The following is a 21,816-nucleotide window of genomic DNA, read 5'->3' as shown; positions in this document are numbered from 1 at the left end:
ACTCATTGCCGTTGTATCCAATCAACCAGTGTGGAGTGAAGCCATTTTATCGCGTGTGTATCTCGGCTTTGGGCTGGGTAGATAAGCCAGAATTTGACGGGTTCAACCGGACCCGGAAATGGCAAGATCTTGATGGGTAACCGATTGGCATGCTGCTCAGCGAATCGTCTGGTACAGAGGCACAGTGCTTCACTTTCTGAAGTAAGCGACAGCATGGAGGTTAAAGAGGTTTGCGTGCTTAAGATACGTCTTTTGGGTGGCGGTGAATTATATAGCATTTCAAACAGCGAAGACTCTCCAAATTGGTAATTCAATATGATGTGCGACTCTTCGGCAAACTGCTCTGGTGAGATGGTGGAGCCTACTCGTGGATGGTTTTTCGAAGCGATCACCACAATTTCATCTTCAAATAACAGATCGTTGCAAATGTTCGGTTCAGCGAGCTGGAAAATATCTATGATGGCATCGGCGTGTTTGAATTTTAAAGTCTCGTAGCTATCGCTATTACTATAAAGGATATCCAACCATTCGAGACGAAAACGAGTTTCAGTGTGATTGGCAAGCTCGGTGCTTTTTATGTGTTCAAATATGATGGGTTCAGGTGCTTGTACAACCACTTTTCGTGGTGTTGATTGGTGAACACCATAAAGGCAGTCATTGGTAATTACATCGAATTCATGGAGCAGAGGGGCAATGCGTTCTATTAAATGATGCGCTTGTAGGGTTGGAGTTATACCGCGGCCTCGACGCATAAATAGCGAGGTGTTGAGCTCAATAGAAAGCTTTTTAATTGATTGGCTTACTGATGCTGGAGTGACGTTGAGCTCTTCTGCGGCACGACTAATCGAGTCATGTTTGTATACGGTAGCAAAAGTTCGAAAAAGGTTTAAATCAATCTTGTCACTGTATTGAGTCATAGAGTTTGCCATGAGTTAAAGTAGGTAACCTTCCGTGGTTACTTAGTTAACTATAGGAAAGATAGAGATTGTTTCCTACGATTCTGAGAACTCATGCTCTAGCGCATCAAGTGTTGTTTGAGACACTAGTTGGTCATCAATGTAGTAACTGATCTTGTCGCCTTCTTTTACACCTATCACTTTCGATTGCTGACCATCCGCCAAGGTCACTTCCATTTCAATCGTATTTTCATCAAGGTAACGAATGGTGCCTGAGTTAGGCGTGCTCATTGTCAGTGGATCAATTGGTGCATCGTGCAGGCTAGAATCAACCTTGTCATTCACTTCTAAGTAGGTCTCTGTTTTTGTATCAAACACATGAGGCTTACCGTTAATTGGGTTGGTACCAGACCAGAATTCGATTGAGTTCACAACGAACAAGTCAGCCACTAGCGTAAAACCATAGACAGGAGATAGCAGGAAGTTAACGCCTGCACGTGCGTAACGGTTATCCACGACTTTAACGTTGAAGCCCATTAGCTTTTCGGTCACAGCGTTACTGCCGACACAGCCACTGAGTGTCAGCGCAGAAGCGAGAAAAAATGCAATTTTAGTTTTGGTGTTCATAACAAGCCTTAAGCAGTAATAATAAGTTGGTTGTTACCAAAGATGTTCAGGTTCTAGGGGGTTAGACAGGAACCTAAACAAACCTTTGGTAACGGAGGGGGCGCAGCCTAAAGCGGTGGAGGGAACAGATAAATGTGTTTGGTTTAAAAGACGTTTAAGTGCTGCTTAATAATGACAGAAGACAAATTTTTCTTTAATTAACAGATAGTAATGGAAAGCTGCTGAGCGTGATGTCATAAGGTGAAACAAGTTGACATAACTCTGATGTATCTGATGATGAAATGTATCAAAAGTGGAGGCGGATATTTGTAATGAATAGGGAACGTAGAACACAGATAAGTGGAATGAAAACGGCAAGCGTAAAGTGCTTGCCGTAAAATAGTTTTAACTCGCGGTGACTTTGTTATAGCGTCAAAGTCGTTGCTGCTTTGCCATCTGATTGGCAATTTTGGGTGCATACCAAAGACTCGGCGCAATAATGAAAGAGGCAGGCACTGCGGTGATAACAATAAATGACTGTAATGCAGATATCCCACCACTGCCCAGCGAAATCAGAACAATGGCAACGGCACCCATAATGATTCCCCAGAAAGCACGAATCGTCGCGTTCGGTTCTTTGTCTCCACTAATCACCATGGTGATGGTGTAAGTCATGGAGTCACCCGTGGTGACAATAAAAGTCGTGGTGAGAATCAAAAATAAAATGGAGATCAGCGTCGGGAATGGCAACTGTTGTGTAATCGCTAAAAGTGCCCCTGGCATATTGAATCCCTCAAAGCCTGCCTGAATCACACCAGGATTTTCCAATTCAAAGGCAAGTCCAGAACCACCGACGATGGTGAACCAAAAGCAAGTTACTAGTGGGGCGGCGATACTAATGGCAAGTACTAATTGGCGGATAGTGCGGCCACGGGAAATACGGGCAATAAAAATCGCCATCATCGGAGCATAGCCAATAAACCAACCCCAGAAGAACACGGTCCACCAACCTAACCACTCAGGGTTTCCTCGATACAGCGCCATTGGAACAAATTGGTCAATCATTTGACCTAAACCTTGAACATAGCTATCGATAATAAAGCCAGTGGGACCAGCAAATAGAATAAACACGATAAGAGCCACGGTAAGAATAATGTTATAGCGACTCACCAACTGGATACCGCGATTGACTCCGCTTAATGCTGAGAGGGTATAAAATACCATCGCAACGACCACTACTATAGCTTGGGTTATGAAGGTGTCCGTAGTACCAAAGAGCTCTTGCATAGCATAGCTGATTTGCAGCCCCAGAAAACCAATAGGGCCAATTGTGCCAGCGGCAACAGCGATAATACTCAGTGCATCTACCGTGTTGCCGATTCCGCCTTTAATAGCTTTTTCCCCAAGTAGCGGATATAGCAAGGTTCTCGGTTTTAGAGGTAAGCCTTTGTCGTAATGCAGATGCATTAACACGATAGAAGATAAACAACCTAAAACAGCCCAAGCTAAGAAACCCCAATGAACAAAAGACTGAGAAAGTGCGTTGATGGCATTGGTTTTGGCATCTTGAGAGCCAAATAAAGGTGGAGGTGAAACAAAGTGTGCGATTGGCTCAGCAGCAGCCCAGAACACGCCGCCACCTGCGAGCAGTGTACACAATACTATCGATAGCCATTTGAAATTCGTTACATCAGGAGTATTGAGATCTCCTAAGCGAACATCACCGGTACGACCAAAACAGAGTGTGAGACCAATAACGAAGTTGGCTAACAACAAAATTTGCCAAAATGCGCCAAAATAGCGAGTTGCCAGCTGAAAACCAGAATCGACAAAAGAGGAAAGAGTAACAGGATGGGTGAGGGCAAGTAGAACAAATAGAGTTAGAAAAGAGCCGCTAATCCAAAACACAGGATTGTTCATTTCCAGTTTGGCTGCGAGCTGTCTCAGTCGTTCAGGTGGATGGATCGCATTGTACGCTGAGTTTGAAGCTGCTGAAGTAGATTCAACAGTATTAGAATTTAGCATTAAATAATCACTATTCACTATATGCTGCGGTTAAGCGAGCAATGTGGATTTGGACACAATTTTGCAGAGCAAAGTGTGAGCTGCGTCATAAAAAGTTGGCCATCCTAACATATTGCTTGGTGGGGAACAGAGATTTTTTACGGATATATGGTGCTTCAATAAGAAAGCGTCTGATGTTTAGGAAGTTTTAGAGCGCAGATAAATATAAAGGCCTATCAGATGCTGAGTCTTTTAGGCCTTATTAACCAACAAATAGGATGTCGAAAATTGGAGGTTCATTGGTTTGCGATGATCATATCAGTCTGGTCGCGGACTGCTAGAAAATTCGGACACAAATATTGTAAGTATCAGTGTCCTTTTTCTTTAATTTTTTATTTTTAACTATATGAATAATATAGGTTTGTTAATCTTTTGATCGTTTGTTGAGCAGGCTGGGTAACGTTGTAAGAAAGTGCGTTATTTGGTTAACACATTCTCATTAAAGTCCTTCTGAAAATACAAAACTTTTTGTAAATAGCGCCGCGCTTCATCTTTCGGATGTTGTGTGGTGAGAGCGGTATAAACTTGCTGTGGTTCCATCTGGTTTAATTTGTTCATCGCTCGTTTCCTATCTTTATCAAATGTCGCCAGTACCCCACCAGTTCCGCCGTTATAGGCCGAAATCATGCTGAAATGCAGAGAAGTAGGGTGCTTTACATCGCGTAAATAACGATTCTTTAGGATGTAAAAATAGGCAGCGCCCGTATCAATATTATTAGCAGGATCAAAAAGGTACTCTTTGGTCGGTATGCCGGGTTTGTTCTTGACCAAATTGAACACATCCGCCCCTGCAGTTTTAGGAATAACCTGCATGAGACCGTAAGCACCTGCGTGACTCACCGCATATGGGTTAAAGCTACTTTCGGTTTTTATGATCGAGTAAATGAGATCTTCAGATAAGCCGTAACGTTTTGCTGCGCTTTGGATCAGATCCGCGTATTGATACTCGCGCTGCTGCAAGTGATCGTCCGTCATCGGGATCTCGACATAGTAAGCGTTACCATTTTTAATTGGCTTGGTGTGCAGTTGAGTAGCGATCAAATGTTTGGCGTAACGATTGGCTCGCCACTGCCATTCAATCGGCTTGCCATCATGGTCGAGTACTTGACCAAGTAGAAAAGGCTTTCCCTTTAGAACCACTTCTTTGTCGGAAAACAGCTCAGCATGTTCTGGATCGGCCGGCATCAGCAGCGTTTGTACAATGGCTTTTTGCAGATGTTGTTTTGGGTGACTTTGAGACAGTGTCGAGACGTAAATTTTCCCGCGGTCAAAATCGATATGCGCTCGTGTTCGGTAGCCGTCTAGGTATTTCACGTAGCGATGCTTACCAGCCTGAACAAACTCGTCCTCTCCCCACTTTTCTTTGGCTTGACCTGCCACGTAGTTCAAAAGTTGATTGATGACTTGCTTTTGGGTGTTCGATGATGTGGAAGATCCAGGAGGATTCGTGTGGTTAGCACAGCCAAATAACAGCAGTACTGAGATAAGAAGCGCTTTCTTCACCAAGTGTTACTCATTATATGGAATATACGAGGCTAAGTATCTGATAACTAGCGTACTTTAAAAATCTACTTTCTCACTGAGTGGGTATTTGCTAGTACAGAGTTGAAGTGAAAACTCTCAATGCGACGTGCTTGGTGGCGAGTGAGCAAAACAGCCTACGATAACCAGAGGCTGCTTTTACCTAGTTGAGATGACTAGTATGGTTTGGGTGTCGGTGCTTGATTACTTGAAATACGCTTTGCGGTGACGATAAGCCCTTGGGTATAGCTAAAGCCATAACCATAACCGTAGCCGCCATATCCGCTATCACCACGCCCTCCTGGCTCCAGTAGCGCTTTAAAATCATAGTCACCACTGGTAATGGGTGTAATCGAAATCACTTCGTAGCCATCGTGGTTAAGAGTTTCTACGGCTTTTTGAAGATCTTCTGTGAGGCGAACACTGTCAATGACAGACTTAGAGTAACCCGTTTTGGTCCAAACAGGCGTGTCACTATAGTCGACAGCTTCATGCTTGCCGACTTCACAAAAGTGAGCGGGCACATGAACAACTCGATTCATACTGATACCTTTTTATATTGTTATTCTGATATACCTAAGGCGAGTTAGTCTTGGTGCTAACTTTTTATATAGGTGCGGTCATTTTACATAACTATATCGTCAAGTCTTGCAATTTATTGTTTTTCATCAGTAGCTTGAATGTATTAGTGAGTTGGTTTCTTCTCGACAAAATAGGCAATGTGACGCCGTATTACATGGACTTGAGGCGACCGTTAAAGTGCGCATAGACATCATCATTATTAAATCCATCTACATTCTGACTTGAGAATATCAGCGGCTCTACCCCTTTTTCGAGTGCAAGCTTTTGCGCCTCGGTGGTAATTGTATTGACCAGCGCCATACCTGAGATGCTTGAAAAGGCACCGGTAACGCGTTGGTTGATTTCGCATAGACCATCGCCACTTGGAACTTGGTTATCTAACACGATATCAGCGATGTCCATCAGCTTTAATCCAGAACTATGGCGGCTCGGGTATTGAGACGATTGGGTGACGGAAGTAATAGCGATCACAGGGTGATTTTTTTTCTTAGCTAACTGAGCAAATTCGACCGGTAGCGCATTTCTTCCCGAGTTTGATACCACCATAATGACGTCACCACTCGAAATGTTCTGCTCTTCCCATAAGATCTGCGCAAGACCTTCTAGCTTCTCGAGCTTTGAACCTCGCAAGGCACCATCTGAAGTCAGTACGGTTGAATCTAAGATAGCATTCACATTACCAAGCCCTCCGGCCCGGATAAAGCCTTCCAACCCCACCATATGCGAATGTCCGGTGCCAAGGATGTGAATCATGTTATCGCCGACAATAGCATCAGCAAAAAGCTGAGAAGATTGAATAATCTGAGATTGATTGGTTTTAAAAAGTGTATCGAGTGCAGAAATGAGTTTTTGGCTGTATTCAAACATGGTTCGGTTCTCTTTTATCGTTGAGATAAATGGATTAGAACAGAGATATACTGAGATAAGAAGGGGAGATGATAAGGAGTGCGCTGTCGAGCAAGTGTTTTATTTAAAAGGAAAATAAATAGCGCCAATGTAAATCGGCGCTGAGTACGTAAAGATTCATTGTATTAGACGGGACTACTTGATAATTCGAATTGATTCCGCCTCTACAGCAACATCACTGTCACCTTTTTCAATCTCGCCATAGATTTTTACTTTGTCTTTTGGCGTGATAGTTTGTCCTGCCCATTGGTCGGCGTCGATTTCTACCGGCATTTCACCAGTATCATCTTTAAACATATACACTTCATGACCCATTGATTTTACCAAATAGCCCACGATGGTGACCTTGTTACCGTCGGTTAACCAGCCCGCATCCATGATTTCCTGAACCGTGTTTAAAGAGTCTTCCGCTGACGGTCCTTGAAACCCACCCGTTGTCGTTTCCATAGCTTCTTGATTAATCGTGCTTTGAGCAGCGAAAGCAGAGGTTGAAAGAATAAGTGAGGTAATGATAGCAAGAGGGATTTTTTTCATATTGATTCCTTAGAAACCAGATCGAGACAGTGTGACTGCCCAGCCATTGAGTATGTGCAAAGCCATTACTCGTAGTTATAGAGCAATATGCAGGAAATGCCATATTTCAATGAGTGGATAAATATCAGCTACGAAGATTTCACGCAATTGGATCTGATGGAAAATAAGCTATCGAAAATAGAGAGTTAACTGGGTGTATTGTCGTCTAGTGATAACAAAGATTGCTTTTTAGCATGGATAGCAGTACATATAAGCAGATTCCACTACTGGGCTTTTTCTTTGAAGCGACTCATTGAGCTTTTTCCACTGATTGCGACCTTGCTATCGATACTGCTGTTGGGCGGGATCGTTAATGCTATGGAAGTGGATTTGCCTCAATATCAAGCGACGGTCATCACTCCTGATCGTACTCCTGACCTTGCCAATGATAACCAGTTGTTGCGCAGCTCAACGTTTCGAGTACCTATTCCCAAAGCTCAGCCAGCCTCAAAAGAAGTCTTGCCCTGGCTGCTTGTCGTTGCGGCTTTCGCGTGTCTGATAACTACTTGCTGGGGAGCTCGTTACACCCCACGCAGTTACTTGTTTTCAGACAGTCGACGCTTAGCCGGATGGCAGGACAGTAACCTTCAATATCGGTTTATCCATTCTCGTTAAGTACGCCTCATTCCTGCTGTTATTTCCTTAGTTAACTGTTGGTTTTTGGAGTCGTTATGTTTGAAGCTACTCAGGATGTCTTGATTGCTATTTGGAATCAGGACTTTAATGCGCTGCTTGCACCAGAGAGCGCCATTTTAATCTATGTATTGGTGACTTTTTTTATTGGGTTAGAAAGTAGCTTTCTTCCAGCTGCCCCCTTGCCCTGCGACAGTGTCGTCGTCTTAGTTGGGACGTTGTCGGCAGTCGGTGTTCTCAGTCCATTTGTCGCGTTTCCACTGCTCATCGTTGCTGCGGCTGGTGGGAGTTGGCTCGCCTATCTACAAGGTAAGTGGCTTAACAAGCTTCCCATTGTTCGTGGTTGGTTAGCGAAAGTTCCTGAGAGCAATATGCGTTTGGTGGACAATTTACTTTGTCGTCATGGGCTCGTCGCTTTGTTCTGTGCTCGCTTTGTTCCGGGTGTGCGTTCTTTAGTCCCAATGGTCATGGGGATTCGTGTTCATGATGCCCCTCGCTTTCACTATTTCTCATGGCTTAGTGCCACGCTGTGGATTGGCTTGTTGGCGGGTGTAGGATTTCTCTTACCTTCGTTGCCTGAGCCCATTAGCAGAGTGACCACTATGGTCTTAATGGCTGCTCCCTTTGTGACGTTGTTTGCAGCGATTTTTACCTTTATGACATGGCGACTACGTAAAGCTATTCGCGGATTTAGGCAAACCGCTAAAAAACACTAATTGAGAGCGGTTTCTTCGTTGTTCCTTTCACCATTTTATCAATCCAAGTGGCGATATTGTGCGTCACTTTACCGAGCTATATTTTGAAAAAGTACCTTATTCCACAAATAGACCTGTCTATTGTGTTAGCGATTCTGTCTTTGATGTTACTCAGTACCTTAACGATATGGAGCGCCAGTGGTTATAACGAGGCCGTTATCACCAACCACCTAATTCGATGCGTTATTTCACTGTCTTGTCTTGCGATCATGTCGTCGATTCCTGCCAAACAGTACCGCCGTTTTTCACCATATCTGTATTTTTTGACGGTAACACTTCTGGTAGCGGTTGTGTTTGCTGGGGATAGTACTAACGGCTCCCAACGTTGGTTGAGCATTGCTGGGTTCCGTTTTCAACCTTCTGAACTAGTGAAATTAGCCATTCCTATGATGGTGGCATGGTTTATCCAGCAAGATGGCGAGAGACCGACAGGGATGAAGATTGTGTATGCCATGATACTGGCCGCCATCCCCGCAGGGCTTATCTTTGTTCAGCCAGACTTGGACGGGGCAATATTTAGCGTGATTTACATGTTATTTGTACTCTATTTCGCGGGAATGAGCTGGAAGATCATCGGTGGTTTTATTGGTTTGGTCGCGACAATGATCCCTTTGCTTTGGTGGTTTGTTATCGAGAGCTATCAAAAGAAGCGCATCCTGCAGTTTCTTAACCCCGAAAGTGATCCATTGGGCTCTGGGTATCAGATTATTCAGTCACATATTGCGATTGGTTCAGGTGGTATCACGGGTAAGGGTTGGACTAATGCAACGCAAAGCTCGCTGGGTTTTATTCCTGAAAGTCATACCGACTTCATTTTTTCCGCCTACGCAGAAGAGTGGGGGTTCATTGGCAGTGTACTGCTGCTATCGCTCTATTTATTCATCACGCTGCGTACGCTCTGGCTTTCCTGTCATTGCCACCATGCATATAGCCGCCTAGTGACGGGTTCGTTGGCATTAAGTTTCTTTCTATATGCTTTTATTAACACGGGCATGGTGAGTGGGATATTACCGGTGATGGGTAGCCCCTTGCCTTTCTTTAGCTATGGCGGGACCGCCATGATCACTCAAGGTATCTGCTTTGGAATCATTATGTCGCTATGTCGTGCATCCTCACGATTTGAGTCCTGACGATAACGAGGTAGCAGTTATTGCTGCAATCGAACATTGACATTGTTTGATGATCAAACTAAATTTAAATCAAATAATTTGATAATCAAACAATATAATGAAAATAGCTAATGACACACTGACTCATCATCACAATTTTTCTAGCCACAATCATCAAGGTGAAAAGCGAACGTTTTACGTGCTGCTTCTTACGTTGACCACGATGGTAGTCGAAATTGTTGCGGGTACGGTCTACGGCTCTATGGCGCTTTTGGCAGACGGTTGGCATATGGGTACACATGCTGCCGCGTTCTGTATTACCTTGTTCGCCTACCGATATGCCAAAAAACATCAGAGTAATGATAGATTTTCATTTGGCACTGGAAAGGTCAGCGTGCTTGGTGGCTACACCAGTGCCATTGCACTTGGGATTGTTGCATTATTAATGTTGGTAGAGTCGGTCCATCGCTTGCTTAATCCACAGTCGATTCAGTTCAATGAAGCGATTATTGTCGCTTGTATTGGCTTAGCGGTGAACGTCATCAGTATGTTGCTGCTAGGTGACCATCACCACCATGGACATGATGATGCGCATCATCACGAGCACTCACACCATCACGGACATACACATCATCATGATCATAATTTGCGAGCAGCCTACTTACACGTGCTAGCAGATGCGCTGACTTCCGTGATGGCAATTGTGGCCTTGGTATTAGGAAAGTTCTATGGCTGGAATTGGCTCGATGCGGTGATGGGCATGGTCGGTGCGTTAGTGATCAGTAAGTGGACATTGAACTTACTCAAGCAAACAAGCCCGATTCTGCTTGATGAAAATATCGATGATAAATATCGAAAGGCAATCCAAGATGAGCTTACGCCAGTAGCCCTTGTTACGGATTTACATATTTGGAAGGTGAGTGGACACCATCACGCAGCGGCGATTACGCTAATAGACAAAGCGGGTATTTCACTGGATGAGTATAAGCAAAAGCTAAGCAAGTTTGATAAGATTGACCATCTCACTTTAGAAGTACATTCAACATAATGCGAAACTTAGAATCGTTAAATCAGTTGCTTACCGAGTTTTATGACAAGATGTCTTCATGGGAACAGTCAGTGGTCAAAGAGACAGGCTATTCCCTTGCACAAGTCCACACCATTGAAGTGCTCGGTATTCATGGTGCAATGAGAATGAAAGAGCTTGCCGACAAGCTCGGCATTACTACGGGCACATTAACGGTTCAAGTAGATAAACTTGTTGCTGCCAACCTGATGGAACGCTTACCACACCCTAATGATCGTCGCGCCATCGTGGTGGCGCTAACACAGCAAGGGCAAGAGATTCATCGTCATCATAACCAGTTGCATTTGGATTTGGTTAAAGATTTAACGAGGCATATCGAGCCGGAACAAGAAGCCTTGTTGATTTCATGTCTCGCAAAGATGAATAGCGAGTTCTAGGCTAGTCGGAAGCCAGGCTGTCGACGAAGAATTGATAGTCTAAATACGCGCGACGTACTCGCTCTGGTATTGGCTTTTCATAAATCCGAGCATCGTCAATTTTCGCCATTGACCAACCTTGAAAAATGACGAGCTCATAACCACTCAATTCTTTCCCATTTGTCTGTGACAATAGCTGATAGCGGATATTCTGGACGTGATACCACGGTGAACTCTTGCCTCGAAAGTGATTAAGAATAGGGTACTGAATTAAAAATATTTCACAGCACATCAGCTGCGCCAGCATACAATCGACGCTTGATCTCTGTTCTTCAGGGTAGAACAACAACACCTTTTTGAGCTCTCGATTACATTCCTGAATGATACTTGGCAATTCCTCCTCCCTAATCTCATTGATAATGATAAGTTGCCACTCGTCGTGTCGAGTTGAGTCACAAGGGATTATTTCAGCTTAGCAGTGCACTCAAACAAAACAAAAGTATTGGTCACCATTAGTCTCTTATTGGTTTGCAATAAACTTATTTGTTACCTAAATAGCCGTAGTCAAATTTAATTAATTAAAATGTTATTAATGAGTTTGATAGATAACGAGTGCATATTCCAATCGTAATTTAATTAAATAAGCTAATTGTTATTTTTTCGCTTTGTTATTTAAGAATAATTTCTCGTTTTTACGATTAACTCTTAAATAATGCTTCAATTCTTATCTTGATGTGTTCAATAAAGTGGAACTAAATCAATAGCTTAAATCATAATTTTGTCAATTTAATTTTTTAGAGCATATGCTCTTATTGAGTGTTCACTCTTCGGGTTTATTTAGTGATTTGAAGTGCAAAAAACAATCAATAGTAAACCTTATTATTTGCAAGTTAGTGACAACACCTTATAGCTAAATAGTTCATAAATGGTCACCGAGGTGATAGTTCGTGAATGAAAATAATTAAAATGGCTAGATAAGGAAAGATTACATGCACAACACAAAAGGGGTTTATACCCTGTCATCACTAACCTTGGTTCTACTTGGTACCTCTATAGCGAATGCTTCTCAGATAGCGCCATTCAACGAAGATGACTTCCCAGCTAAGTACATTATTAAGTTCAAAGAAGAGGTTTCTAGAGACGCCTTCTCTGCGGACGGTACAGAGCCAAGTTTGAATCAGTTGCCAGAGAATGTTCTCCAAGCTGCCCAAGCGAGTGCGGTGGAGAAGATCAGCGCTGAGCCGATTTACAGTATAGAGGTCAACGATGCTGAGCTTTCAAAGTTAAGAAGTCATGAACAAGTAGAGTATGTGGAAGTTGACCCTCCCCGTTTTCTACTAAGCGAAACAGCACCGTGGGGATACAACGCTGTCAATGCCCAGTTGCTGAGTGATATTAATGCTGGCAATCGAACCGTTTGCATTATTGATTCGGGCTACGATGTTAGCCATAACGATCTGAGTGGAAATCGTGTTCGTGGTACCAATGACAGTGGAACGGGTTCTTGGAGTGAACCGGGATATAACAATGCTCACGGTACGCATGTTGCGGGAACTATTGCTGCCATTGCAAATGGTGAAGGTGTGAAAGGAGTCATGCCAAATCAGCAGGTGAATCTACATATTGTTAAGGTTTTCAACGAGTCGGGGTGGGGTTATTCGTCAAGCTTGGTGAAAGCAATACAAACCTGTGCAGAGAATGGTGCCGATGTTGTGAACATGAGTTTAGGTGGTAGCCAAGCCAGCCGCACTGAGCAAAATGCTTTGCAGTCATTGTCCGACCAAGGCGTATTGCTCATCGCCGCTGCAGGTAACGATGGGAATACCGCACATAGCTATCCAGCGTCATACGAGGCGGTGATGTCTGTGGCAGCTGTTGATAACAACGACGATCATGCAGCGTTTTCTCAGGCTACTGACCAAGTAGAGATTGCTGCTCCGGGTGTCGCAGTACTGTCTACGGTAACCGTTGGAGAAGGGGTGTTGAGTGACATTGTATTCAATGGCGTCAGTCAGTTTAAGCGTGGTGTGGTATCGCACAACCGCAAGTCAAAAACCTCTGGCCGTTATTTATCGGACCCAATCTCAGGATCCTTTAGCGGAGAATTAGCACAATGTGATGTGTCGTCTGGCGATTATCGCTGCGGCGATCTTACCGACAAAGTGTGTTTGACTGAGCGTATCGAGAATCAACGCTCTGGCGTTCGCCCTGAGATAAATGCTGTCAAAGCCTGTTATAACGCAGGTGCTAGGGCTGCTATTGTCTACAGCAACAGTGAATTACCAGGTTTACAGAACCCGTTTGTATTGGATGACAACGACCAATATCGCTTGATTTCAGTAACGGTAAATAGGGAGTTCGGGCTAGAGCTTGCCGCTCAACAAGGCCAAATTGTTACCGTTTCCACATCAAAAGGGCAAGACTACGAGTATTACAATGGAACTTCCATGGCTACGCCACATGTTGCCGGTGTAGCAGGACTAGTGTGGAGCTATCATCCAAATTGCACCGCGTCACAAGTTCGCCGAGCATTAACCGCAAGTGCAAAAGATATCGATGTTGCTGGCAGAGATAACAGAACCGGTTATGGCTTAGTCGATGCTGATGCGGCAAAGCGCTATCTCGATCAAGGTTGTAATGGTCCGGATGGTGGACAGGGAGAAACGGTATTAGTTAATGGTATTGCTAAAGGGCCGCTCCAAGGTAGTGCTCAATCAAGTCGTCTGTTCACATTTGATGTACCCGATGATGCAACCGAGCTTAGCTTCTCATTAGTGGGCGGCAGTGGTGATGCTGATCTTTATGTTAGTTTTGAGCAAGAGCCGACGAATCGTCGTTATGATTGTCGTTCATGGGAATCTGGAAATAATGAACGCTGCACTATAAGTGACGTCTCAGCAGGCACGTATCATGTATTGGTGAAGGGCTACTCGGCGTATTCTGGTGTGATGCTCACCGCCGCTCATGATGGTGCAGAGAGCGGCACTCAACCACCATCCACTTACACCAACAGTACCGCGGTCAAGATCCCTGATAACAATACTAGCGGAGCAACCAGCCAAATAGAGGTCTTACGCTCTGGTGACTCCGGAAGCCTTGAGGTCACCGTGGACATTAGCCATAGTTATATCGGAGATCTTAAACTGACATTGAGCTCACCGACCAATAGTGAAAAAGTACTGCACGAAAATAGTGGGGGTTCTGCCAGCGACATCAAGACCAGCTATTCTATAGACTTTTCTGGTGTTGAGTCTAAAGGGAACTGGACGCTTAAAGCGGTAGATAGCGCTCGCCAAGATACCGGAACAATCAATAGTTGGACACTGTCATTTCAGTAAGGAGTGGATATGAAGAACTACATAGCTTCTCGCTCTCAATGGCTAACTTGGTTAATCGGATTTGTCCTTGTATTTAGCATGACAGCGCCCTTTGCGGACAACCCGGCCTTTCCACCAATAGATGAGAGGCCAGTGGACATCACAGAGCTGCCAACCCGATTTTACGTTAAGTACACTCAGGGAGCGGAGCAACAGGTGAGGGAGTTATTAATGTCTCATCAATTAGAAGTAGTCGAGGTATTGGAGAATCAGAGGGTGTTTGTTGTCTCTGGTGAGCAGGAAAAGGCTGATTCCTTAGCTGATAACGCATTGGTTGAGTACGTGGAGCCTGAGCCAATTAGGAAACTGTACTCTCAGTAATCCGGTGCTTCATTTCAAGATACAGAGTAGGCGTTAACGATAATGCCTCGGTTTGATAATCAGGCCAAGGCATCTATTCAACGTCATCTAAAGAGGTGGCGTTGATAACAAGACCAGCGAAAAAGGCTTAAAACACGCCATTTTCATTTTCGATATCGCCGCCACTGATAAGTGAATAAACCCGCATTGAGAAGTCGAGCGCTTGAATCGAATCCCAATGCTCTACAATCCGACCATCTTCAATACGCCAAGTATCGATAATATTCATCCCTTTTTGATCGTTTCCTCTGTCTTCACTGTTGAGTGTGGCGTGAGAGTGAAAAATCACATAGTCACCGTCAGCATAGATATGTTTTACATCATAGCTGTACTCTGGGTAGTCCTCGACAAACTCCTTGAGAAATCCAACTAGCCCAGTGACTTTATCGGGGAGGTTTCGGTTGTGCTGAACGTAAGAACTATCATTGTAGTGCTCCATCACATAGTCAAAGTCATGGTTGTTCATTAGATGCTGAACAAAATCCGTAATTAGTGCGGCATTTTTCGCTTCTTGTTCTGTCCAGTTCGCTTTTGTTAAGTTTTTAAAATCAATAGTTAAAGTGTCTTCTGATTGTGCGCAGACGTGGCTAGTCACGATAAGAAGGATGAATGTAGTTAGTGCTTTAAACATAGTTAACTCCCTTTCACAGTTTTCCATTGGTTACTTTTAGTAACTATAGTAATTTATAGTAACTAGCAGTACAATAAGGCACCAAAAGATGCGTTAGTTACCTTTTGGTAACTGTTGGCGGGTTTGGTACAGAGAAAAGGTAAGAAGTTATGGTCAAAGCAACGAAAACGAAAACGAAAACGAAAACGGAAAGGCGTGTGTTTTATAACACCCAAGACTGTCCCGTTAGAAACGTGGTAGCTCAAATCGGTGACAAATGGTCGTTGCTTATTTTATTTGCACTAGTGGATGGGCCTGACCGATTTAACGATTTAAAGTCTAGAATTGAAGGAATCTCTCAACGTATGTTGACGCAAACTCTTCGTGACTTGGAAAGAGAAGGTTATGTAAATAGGACCGTTTACCCAGAAGTACCTGTTCGCGTGGAATATGCGTTGACTGACTTAGGTAAACAACTAGTTAAGCCATTATATGAACTTGTTCAATGGGCCGAGAATCATAAACCTAATATTGAGCAAGCTCGCGCTGAGTATGATAGTAAAACAAAAGGCTAGAAAATGATGAGCATGTCATAGCGTCTAAAGAGTCTTAAAAGTTCAACCATATGCGTTTTATTCTACTTATCTAACACTCTATTTTCATTGGACTACATGCTCCTGAAGCCCGTCTCTTGCGCGAGGGAGACTGACGACCATCCGCAATGGAGGTATTTACATAAACTTCGCTTCAGCTCTTGAATAACACTCACCATCCACATAAATACCACTATTTAATATATACAAACCTCGTTTGCTTTTTAAGCAATGAGCTTGTACTTCAATTAACGTGTTAAGAGGTATTGGTTTGATAAAGCGAACATCAAGCTGGGCTGTCATGGCACAAACGTCGCGAGAGAAAAGGCAGTGGGTCATGGCGGCATCATGTAGAGCGCTGATTGCCCCACCTTGCATGACATCTTGGTAGCCTTGCACATTCTCCATGGGTACGATTTTAGCTCTTACTCCACCATCTAACGTAGGAATGAACTCAAGAGTTGTATGTGGGTTGAAAAAAGGCTGGCAGCAAATGGCGCACTGCTGGTGGTTGATAGGATGATGAATAGACATAACGTACCTTCAGGTTAATGGACTCCTTAAGCTTTGCCAGAGATACTATAAATATAACTGGCATATGCCAATAATTAGTTGTGAGAAATTAGTGTTCATATAACAAGGGTGACAGGTGTTTTTCAGATAGAGTGCTCCAACACTGGTAACAATGATATAAACGTTATAGCGGCTAGGCTGATATTAAACATGCGCTGTTTTAAGGTGGTATTGAGATAAACTCGGATCTTTTGACCAACCCAAACCCAAGTGATGTTGGCAAACAGTCCGAATGTCGTAAATACCAAGGTAATCAGTGCCACTGAGAGCCAATAGCTGGAGGGTAGGCTATAGCTTGTTACCAAAGCGAGTGATGCCATCCAGGCTTTCATATTACCCAGTTGAAATAACGTAGCCTGAGTCATATTGATTGGTTTGCTCTTGGTGGATTTTCCGGAGAAAGGGTTGGTACATAAAAGCTTTATCATCAACCAAAACATATAAGCCAGACCAAGGTATTTTATTGCTAGATACCAGCTAGGGTGAGTCGTAAGAGCGACACCTACGCCACATGCACAGAGCAGGATCAGCCCGGCTACACCAATACGAATGCCAATTAGATGTCGCCATGATTTCCGGATACCAAATTGTGCCCCTGAATTGGCGAGCAATAAATTATTCGGTCCCGGGGTGATGGCGGTTACAAATGCGAATAAACTCATGGCCGGCATTAAGTCCCATAATGTCGTCATTTCCTTTCTTCTCCTCTCAAACAAGTACAGACAGCCCAAGAGTAAAGGTGCTCAGAGAGATTGACCTACAGTTAATGCGTCATGGTGACAATTCTTTGGTTTCATTTTCCTCAGGCCTTATTTATCCTGATTACAAGAAACAATTGTACCCCTTTGGAGAGAGACAATGTTAGTCCCAGATATATCGGGTCGTTCCGGACCTAAGTTTATGGCACTGGCTGATGCGATTGCTGAGGTGATAGAAAGTGGTGAGCTGGAGCCAGATACTAAATTGTTACCCCAGCGTATTTTGTCTTATCGATTGGGTGTGACAGTTGGAACGGTGACAAGAGCCTATCATGAGCTTGAGCGAAGGGGACTAACGGAGCCCAAAGTAGGAAGCGGGACCTATGTTCGGAACAGAGAAACTGAACTGAATCACTTTTATCATCCGGTATTGGAAGAAAAAGGTATTGATTTGGCACGTTGCCGACCTTTTCTGTTGTCACAGCCGAAATTTCTTGCTGACGCATTGAAGGAGTTATCTCACGAAGAAATCGCGCAAGCAGCGGTACTGGATTATTACTCCGCTGATGGTATTCATGGTCATAGTGAGACCCTTCGACAATGGCTGATGACCAAATTCAATATTGATATTGATGCCCGACGAGTGGTGTGGACACATGGAGGGCAGCACGGAATATCGTTGATTATACAAGCACTAAGCCGTCCCCAAGATACTATTCTTGCTGAAGGCTTGTGTTATCCGGAATTCATGCACGCATGTCAACAAGCCGAACGAAAGTTAGTGCCAGTAAAAGTTGATGAGCATGGATTAGACCCGGAAGATTTGGCTTTGCACTGTAAGAGACATCGCCCCAAACTACTTTACCTAACACCGGGAGTTCAAAACCCGACCGGAGCCCAGCTATCGGACAGCCGAAGACTGAAAATCATTGAAATATGCCGTCGCTACAACGTGCTAATTATTGAGGACGATGTGCTCTACTGCCCGCCGTCTCATCGAAAGACTCCGTTAGTTGCTATCGCTCCGGATATTACCTTATACGTGGGTAGCTTTTCTAAGTACTTTGCGGGTGGGTTGCGACTAGGCTTTATCATTCTACCACTGTCTTTCAAGGACCTAATGCAACGCGCGCTACGAGCCAGTTGTATGTATGTTAGCCCGCTAATCATCGATCTGGTGTGTCGCTGGCTAACCAGCGGAGCGATGCAAGCTGTGGATGAAGAGATCGCAATGGAACTCAATGCACGTCATCGGGTCTGGAAGACGGTATTTCCCAAAATCCAGATTGGTGTACCTGGCTACAATGTTTGGCTACCTTTGCCGGAACCGCTAACCGGGTATCATTTTAACCAATCGTTGCTTAAATATGGGGTCAGAGTGAGAGAAGCAGAAATGTTTGCTGTGGGTCGTTATGAAGTTCCGGCAGCGGTGAGGATATCTCTGGCAGGTCCATCAAGTCGTCCACAATTGCAATCAGCTTTAGAGATTGTAAGAGAGCAAATCGCACGGCTCACCTAAACTTCATAGTTTATGTCGTTTGAGTCAGCAAGAGCCTCACTAACTCACTTTTTTCGAGATTCATTGAGGCAATAAAACAAAAATGCCCACGAGACAAATATCTAGTGGGCATTAAAATTATTTAATTAGCAGCTGAGAGAGTTACTCGTAGTCAGAAGCGTAAGTGTCTTCGTAAGAGTGAGAGTAGAACTCAAATAAGTTACCAAACGGGTCTTCTAGGTAAACCATTTGCGCTTGCTTAGAATCATCTTCTGGGTGGTAACGGTGGATATCCATGCGCACTTTACCGCCAAACTCTTCTACACGTTTGATTGCTGATTCAAACTGCTCTTTTGGCAATTGTAGACAGAAGTGGAAGATACCTAGGCGAGAAAAGTCAACGTTATGACGTTCTTCACGGTCAACCATTTCGAACAGCTCTACACCGATACCGTCATTAGTTACTAGGTGAGCAATGTTGAAGCCTTTGAAGCCTTCACCAAATACTGCAATACACATACGACCGATTGCACTTTCGCGCTCTTCGATTACTTTAGTGTTGTTCATTACAACGCGAAGGCCCAGCGCTTTAGTGTAGAACTCTACCGCTTTGTCCATATCGCCAACCATGATACCAACGTGATTCATTTTCATAACTTTCTCCAAAAACTGATTTGATTATTCGTTTCGTGTTTCGTTTCGATGTGGAGAAGTATAAGTATGACTGGTAGTATTTAAAAATTATCAATAATTATAAAAATGATAACATAACGTTATTAAAGGCAGTTGCCCTTTATGAGTTTGATGTGGGTATACTCCAACCTCAACTCCTGTTGCTTGACCTACTTTCCAAACATTGGGAGCGCTAAGTATGCGGTCATATTTATTTATCCATTACAAATAGGAAATTTTCTCCATGCGTAAATCAGATAAGAAAGTTGAAAATTTAATTAGAGACGTACTAACAGAAGTATGTGAAGGGACGCTAAAAAGCTACGATGGTTTTCTTTGGGTGACTCATACTGTTAAATTCGGTTCTTTTCCGCAGAGCTTAAAAATCGTCTGCGTATTCGAAACGAATCAAGATAGAGCAAACTTTTTAATGGGAGAAGGTCAGCAGCATGTCTCAACAGCTATCTATGAGGCGTTTAGTAAGGTCGGGGTGCAACTAAAGAACGTAAGTAAGCAAATCAGTTACGATATACGGTAAAGTGCCTATATCCAGTCATTCCTGCGAAGGCAGGAATCTACCATTAGCGTCCTCTGAGTCAGGTGAGCCACCTCTAGCTTACTTTTGCCCCTTTCGGTGTTACACCCTACAGAAGTGTTTGGCACTTCAAGATGGTAATACGTTAAATTTTCTAATCCGAATGCACCTACAAACCTCAAGCCATACCAAAGCGAGTTTATTAGTCCTTTATCAAATCATTTTCAAAGGCATCGTAGATATGTCCAACAAGCTTTGTCAGTTGCGTAGTATCATGGATTTGTGTATCAAGCTTATCCAAAATGTTCTTGGGTACTGTCAACCTAATTACATAACCAATCGCCATATTTATAACGGTACGATTTGAGTCAAGAATCTTCATCTGCCACTGACACTGCTTTTTCCAATTGTAGGATAAATGCTGATCAAGTAATTCTTCAATATCAGACCAAGAGTCTCTCGTGTAACGACCTGTCTTGTTTTTGAAGATTTCATGTGTGTACAGGTTCTTTTTCATCTTTTGGTCGTCAAACCATAGACCGCTTATGTAACCTTGTCCCGAAAATTTAACGTGATATCCAATAGACAGGGGATAAGATTGACTATTTAACACTAGTTCAGTACTGAACTCTGGGTCTTTGTAAAAGATGTGCCACCCCTGCGTTTTAGTATTTCCAGGATAGATTGAGGCCACTAAGTCACCTGTTTCTGGACAAACCTCATAAAGCACCTCATCTGCCCACCCCTTAGAAAAGTTTGTTCCAAGTCGGTCATTGTAGGTTAAGAGCTTCAGATTCCCCCTAGAGGATTCAAACTCTTCGACAGCGATACGAATACGTCGATATATCGCATTACAACTCTTAGGATCTAGGCAAACAATTGGCGTTGCTGGAAGCCACTCTGGGTTATGGTCTCGCACCAATTGAATGAAGTCAGCTAAGAAACGGTTTTTGTTGCCACTCATTTTCTCAAAGCTTGATACCCTCACAGCAATTGTCATTAGCTTCTTCCAACTTAGATCCCTGTCTGTGACCATATCTTTGCATTTGACCAGAGATAAATGGGAATTGCGGAGGATGTTGAAGATTTGGTTATATAGCTGAGCAGTACAGTCGATACCGTCTCTTTTGGCTTCAATTACTATACAAACATCGTTAATAGTAAGTACCAAGTCACATATCGGGTCATATTCATCTACTCGCGTTTGCCCCCAAAAGTTAACCATTTCAACTTCACTCAAACTAACGGCATAGATGTGCTTGTAGTCCTTAATGCTTTCGGCATTTTTTTGAATAGAGATATTAAGGATGGGGGGGCTGTTGATGTCTTGAAAAAGTGCGTTATAACGGACATCGCCATCAAAAATAGACTTGAGCACTTCATGAAGGAACAACGCATCTTCTTGGAGACAGATTGCTAGAGCGCGAGTCAGGTCATTTTCTAATTGGTAGGTACGCTCTGTTTTTGCGTAGGTTCTAAAAAGGTTGAGGTGTTTGTTCATTTCGCTGACGGTTCTTATGGTTTTTAAGCAAGAATTGTGCGTTGTACTCAATTTATGCAGAATAATATGCGTATAGTATCATCAAAAGCGACGTCGTTCAGGTTGCATGCCTAGTCAAGTAGAGACAAGTCAAGTTAAAGCAGTTTATGCCCTTAAGTTTGTTACGTACCTGAAGACGTTATAGAGAATCAGCAAGTTTAGTATAAAAAATAGTACGTTGTAGCATGTAAGATCTGCTATTTCGCCTTGGGTATTTTCCCTGTCAGGCCTCTACATTAGAGTTTTAAATGTGTATCTTTGACGTAGGAATA

23 protein-coding genes are annotated in these 21,816 nt (G+C 43.5%); 10 read left to right on the top strand and 13 right to left on the bottom strand.

Translation table 11 applies throughout. From position 1 onward, the window contains the following. Positions 1 to 2: 2 nt before the first annotated feature. The 7 genes from JKJ11_RS12585 to JKJ11_RS12555 form a co-directional block, all read right to left on the bottom strand. Positions 3 to 917 carry a LysR family transcriptional regulator gene (locus JKJ11_RS12585; RefSeq protein WP_164491426.1) on the bottom strand — a complete coding sequence of 305 codons (915 nt, stop codon included), beginning with the start codon at positions 915 to 917 and terminating at the stop codon, positions 3 to 5. 75 nt (positions 918 to 992) lie between these two features. Continuing rightward, positions 993 to 1,523 carry a DUF3332 family protein gene (locus JKJ11_RS12580; RefSeq protein WP_006069898.1) on the bottom strand — a complete coding sequence of 177 codons (531 nt, stop codon included), beginning with the start codon at positions 1,521 to 1,523 and terminating at the stop codon, positions 993 to 995. A gap of 411 nt (positions 1,524 to 1,934) precedes the next feature. Next, positions 1,935 to 3,527 carry a BCCT family transporter gene (locus JKJ11_RS12575; RefSeq protein ID WP_252038278.1) on the bottom strand — a complete coding sequence of 531 codons (1,593 nt, stop codon included), beginning with the start codon at positions 3,525 to 3,527 and terminating at the stop codon, positions 1,935 to 1,937. 456 nt (positions 3,528 to 3,983) lie between these two features. Beyond that, positions 3,984 to 5,069 carry a membrane-bound lytic murein transglycosylase MltC gene (gene mltC, locus JKJ11_RS12570; protein ID WP_252038277.1) on the bottom strand — a complete coding sequence of 362 codons (1,086 nt, stop codon included), beginning with the start codon at positions 5,067 to 5,069 and terminating at the stop codon, positions 3,984 to 3,986. A gap of 194 nt (positions 5,070 to 5,263) precedes the next feature. Then, a complete protein-coding gene (locus JKJ11_RS12565; protein WP_006069902.1) occupies positions 5,264 to 5,629 on the bottom strand; it encodes a hypothetical protein in 366 nt (121 codons plus the stop codon). A 190-nt stretch (positions 5,630 to 5,819) separates the two neighbouring features. Next, complete coding sequence (locus tag JKJ11_RS12560) at positions 5,820 to 6,536, bottom strand: sugar isomerase domain-containing protein (protein ID WP_252038276.1); 717 nt, start codon at positions 6,534 to 6,536, stop codon at positions 5,820 to 5,822. Between the two features lie 174 nt (positions 6,537 to 6,710). Further along, positions 6,711 to 7,109 (bottom strand): YgiW/YdeI family stress tolerance OB fold protein, encoded by a 399-nt coding sequence (locus JKJ11_RS12555; RefSeq protein ID WP_006069912.1) that lies wholly within the window; start codon positions 7,107 to 7,109, stop codon positions 6,711 to 6,713. Between the two features lie 279 nt (positions 7,110 to 7,388). Between JKJ11_RS12555 and JKJ11_RS12550 the strand changes: the two genes are divergently transcribed. From JKJ11_RS12550 to JKJ11_RS12530, 5 genes are all read left to right on the top strand, one after another. Then, positions 7,389 to 7,763 carry a hypothetical protein gene (locus JKJ11_RS12550; RefSeq protein ID WP_051868256.1) on the top strand — a complete coding sequence of 125 codons (375 nt, stop codon included), beginning with the start codon at positions 7,389 to 7,391 and terminating at the stop codon, positions 7,761 to 7,763. Between the two features lie 56 nt (positions 7,764 to 7,819). Beyond that, entirely contained in the window at positions 7,820 to 8,497 is a 678-nt protein-coding gene (locus JKJ11_RS12545; RefSeq protein WP_124940123.1) for a DedA family protein, read from the top strand. An 83-nt stretch (positions 8,498 to 8,580) separates the two neighbouring features. Continuing rightward, the gene (gene rodA, locus JKJ11_RS12540) at positions 8,581 to 9,666 is read left to right on the top strand and encodes a rod shape-determining protein RodA (RefSeq protein ID WP_503058975.1); all 1,086 of its coding nucleotides are present in this window, start codon (positions 8,581 to 8,583) and stop codon (positions 9,664 to 9,666) included. 97 nt (positions 9,667 to 9,763) lie between these two features. Beyond that, on the top strand, positions 9,764 to 10,693 hold the full coding sequence (gene dmeF, locus JKJ11_RS12535; protein WP_252038275.1) for a CDF family Co(II)/Ni(II) efflux transporter DmeF: 930 nt from the start codon (positions 9,764 to 9,766) through the stop codon (positions 10,691 to 10,693). Continuing rightward, positions 10,693 to 11,109 (top strand): MarR family winged helix-turn-helix transcriptional regulator, encoded by a 417-nt coding sequence (locus JKJ11_RS12530; RefSeq protein ID WP_252038274.1) that lies wholly within the window; start codon positions 10,693 to 10,695, stop codon positions 11,107 to 11,109. Before dmeF ends, JKJ11_RS12530 begins: the two co-directional genes overlap by 1 nt. Before the next feature lies 1 nt (position 11,110). On the opposite strand, the gene JKJ11_RS12525 is transcribed toward JKJ11_RS12530, so the two are convergent. Further along, positions 11,111 to 11,482 (bottom strand): hypothetical protein, encoded by a 372-nt coding sequence (locus JKJ11_RS12525; RefSeq protein ID WP_006069918.1) that lies wholly within the window; start codon positions 11,480 to 11,482, stop codon positions 11,111 to 11,113. A gap of 595 nt (positions 11,483 to 12,077) precedes the next feature. Here JKJ11_RS12525 and JKJ11_RS12520 point away from each other — a divergent pair. Together JKJ11_RS12520 and JKJ11_RS12515 are read left to right on the top strand one after the other, a co-directional pair. Further along, positions 12,078 to 14,426, top strand: coding sequence for a S8 family serine peptidase (locus JKJ11_RS12520; RefSeq protein WP_252038273.1), 2,349 nt, complete (start codon positions 12,078 to 12,080; stop codon positions 14,424 to 14,426). 9 nt (positions 14,427 to 14,435) lie between these two features. Continuing rightward, on the top strand, positions 14,436 to 14,786 hold the full coding sequence (locus JKJ11_RS12515) for an ATPase (RefSeq protein WP_252038272.1): 351 nt from the start codon (positions 14,436 to 14,438) through the stop codon (positions 14,784 to 14,786). A gap of 127 nt (positions 14,787 to 14,913) precedes the next feature. On the opposite strand, the gene JKJ11_RS12510 is transcribed toward JKJ11_RS12515, so the two are convergent. Further along, positions 14,914 to 15,456: a nuclear transport factor 2 family protein gene (locus JKJ11_RS12510; RefSeq protein ID WP_252038271.1), complete on the bottom strand. Its 543-nt coding sequence runs from the start codon at positions 15,454 to 15,456 to the stop codon at positions 14,914 to 14,916. Between the two features lie 149 nt (positions 15,457 to 15,605). On the opposite strand from JKJ11_RS12510, the gene JKJ11_RS12505 reads away from it, so the two are divergent. Beyond that, entirely contained in the window at positions 15,606 to 16,010 is a 405-nt protein-coding gene (locus tag JKJ11_RS12505; protein WP_252038270.1) for a winged helix-turn-helix transcriptional regulator, read from the top strand. Positions 16,011 to 16,166: 156 nt separating this feature from the next. Here JKJ11_RS12505 and JKJ11_RS12500 read toward each other — a convergent pair whose 3' ends face one another. Both JKJ11_RS12500 and JKJ11_RS12495 read right to left on the bottom strand, forming a co-directional pair. Then, on the bottom strand, positions 16,167 to 16,562 hold the full coding sequence (locus tag JKJ11_RS12500; protein ID WP_006069923.1) for a PaaI family thioesterase: 396 nt from the start codon (positions 16,560 to 16,562) through the stop codon (positions 16,167 to 16,169). Between the two features lie 122 nt (positions 16,563 to 16,684). After that, on the bottom strand, positions 16,685 to 17,293 hold the full coding sequence (locus JKJ11_RS12495; protein ID WP_006069924.1) for a LysE family translocator: 609 nt from the start codon (positions 17,291 to 17,293) through the stop codon (positions 16,685 to 16,687). Positions 17,294 to 17,459: 166 nt separating this feature from the next. On the opposite strand from JKJ11_RS12495, the gene JKJ11_RS12490 reads away from it, so the two are divergent. Next, a complete protein-coding gene (locus tag JKJ11_RS12490) occupies positions 17,460 to 18,818 on the top strand; it encodes an aminotransferase-like domain-containing protein (RefSeq protein ID WP_252038269.1) in 1,359 nt (452 codons plus the stop codon). Between the two features lie 141 nt (positions 18,819 to 18,959). Here the strand turns inward: JKJ11_RS12490 and JKJ11_RS12485 are convergent, their stop codons facing one another. Beyond that, the gene (locus tag JKJ11_RS12485; protein WP_006069926.1) at positions 18,960 to 19,451 is read right to left on the bottom strand and encodes a VOC family protein; all 492 of its coding nucleotides are present in this window, start codon (positions 19,449 to 19,451) and stop codon (positions 18,960 to 18,962) included. A 262-nt stretch (positions 19,452 to 19,713) separates the two neighbouring features. Between JKJ11_RS12485 and JKJ11_RS12480 the strand changes: the two genes are divergently transcribed. Beyond that, positions 19,714 to 20,007: a Fis family transcriptional regulator gene (locus tag JKJ11_RS12480; RefSeq protein ID WP_252038268.1), complete on the top strand. Its 294-nt coding sequence runs from the start codon at positions 19,714 to 19,716 to the stop codon at positions 20,005 to 20,007. A 199-nt stretch (positions 20,008 to 20,206) separates the two neighbouring features. On the opposite strand, the gene JKJ11_RS12475 is transcribed toward JKJ11_RS12480, so the two are convergent. Next, positions 20,207 to 21,505, bottom strand: coding sequence for a hypothetical protein (locus JKJ11_RS12475; RefSeq protein WP_252038267.1), 1,299 nt, complete (start codon positions 21,503 to 21,505; stop codon positions 20,207 to 20,209). Positions 21,506 to 21,816 lie beyond the last annotated feature (311 nt).

It is taken from the genome of Vibrio sp. SCSIO 43133, from assembly GCF_023716845.1.
Classification (GTDB): Bacteria; Pseudomonadota; Gammaproteobacteria; order Enterobacterales; family Vibrionaceae; genus Vibrio; species Vibrio mediterranei.
This window is presented reverse-complemented; position numbering and strand designations above follow the sequence as displayed.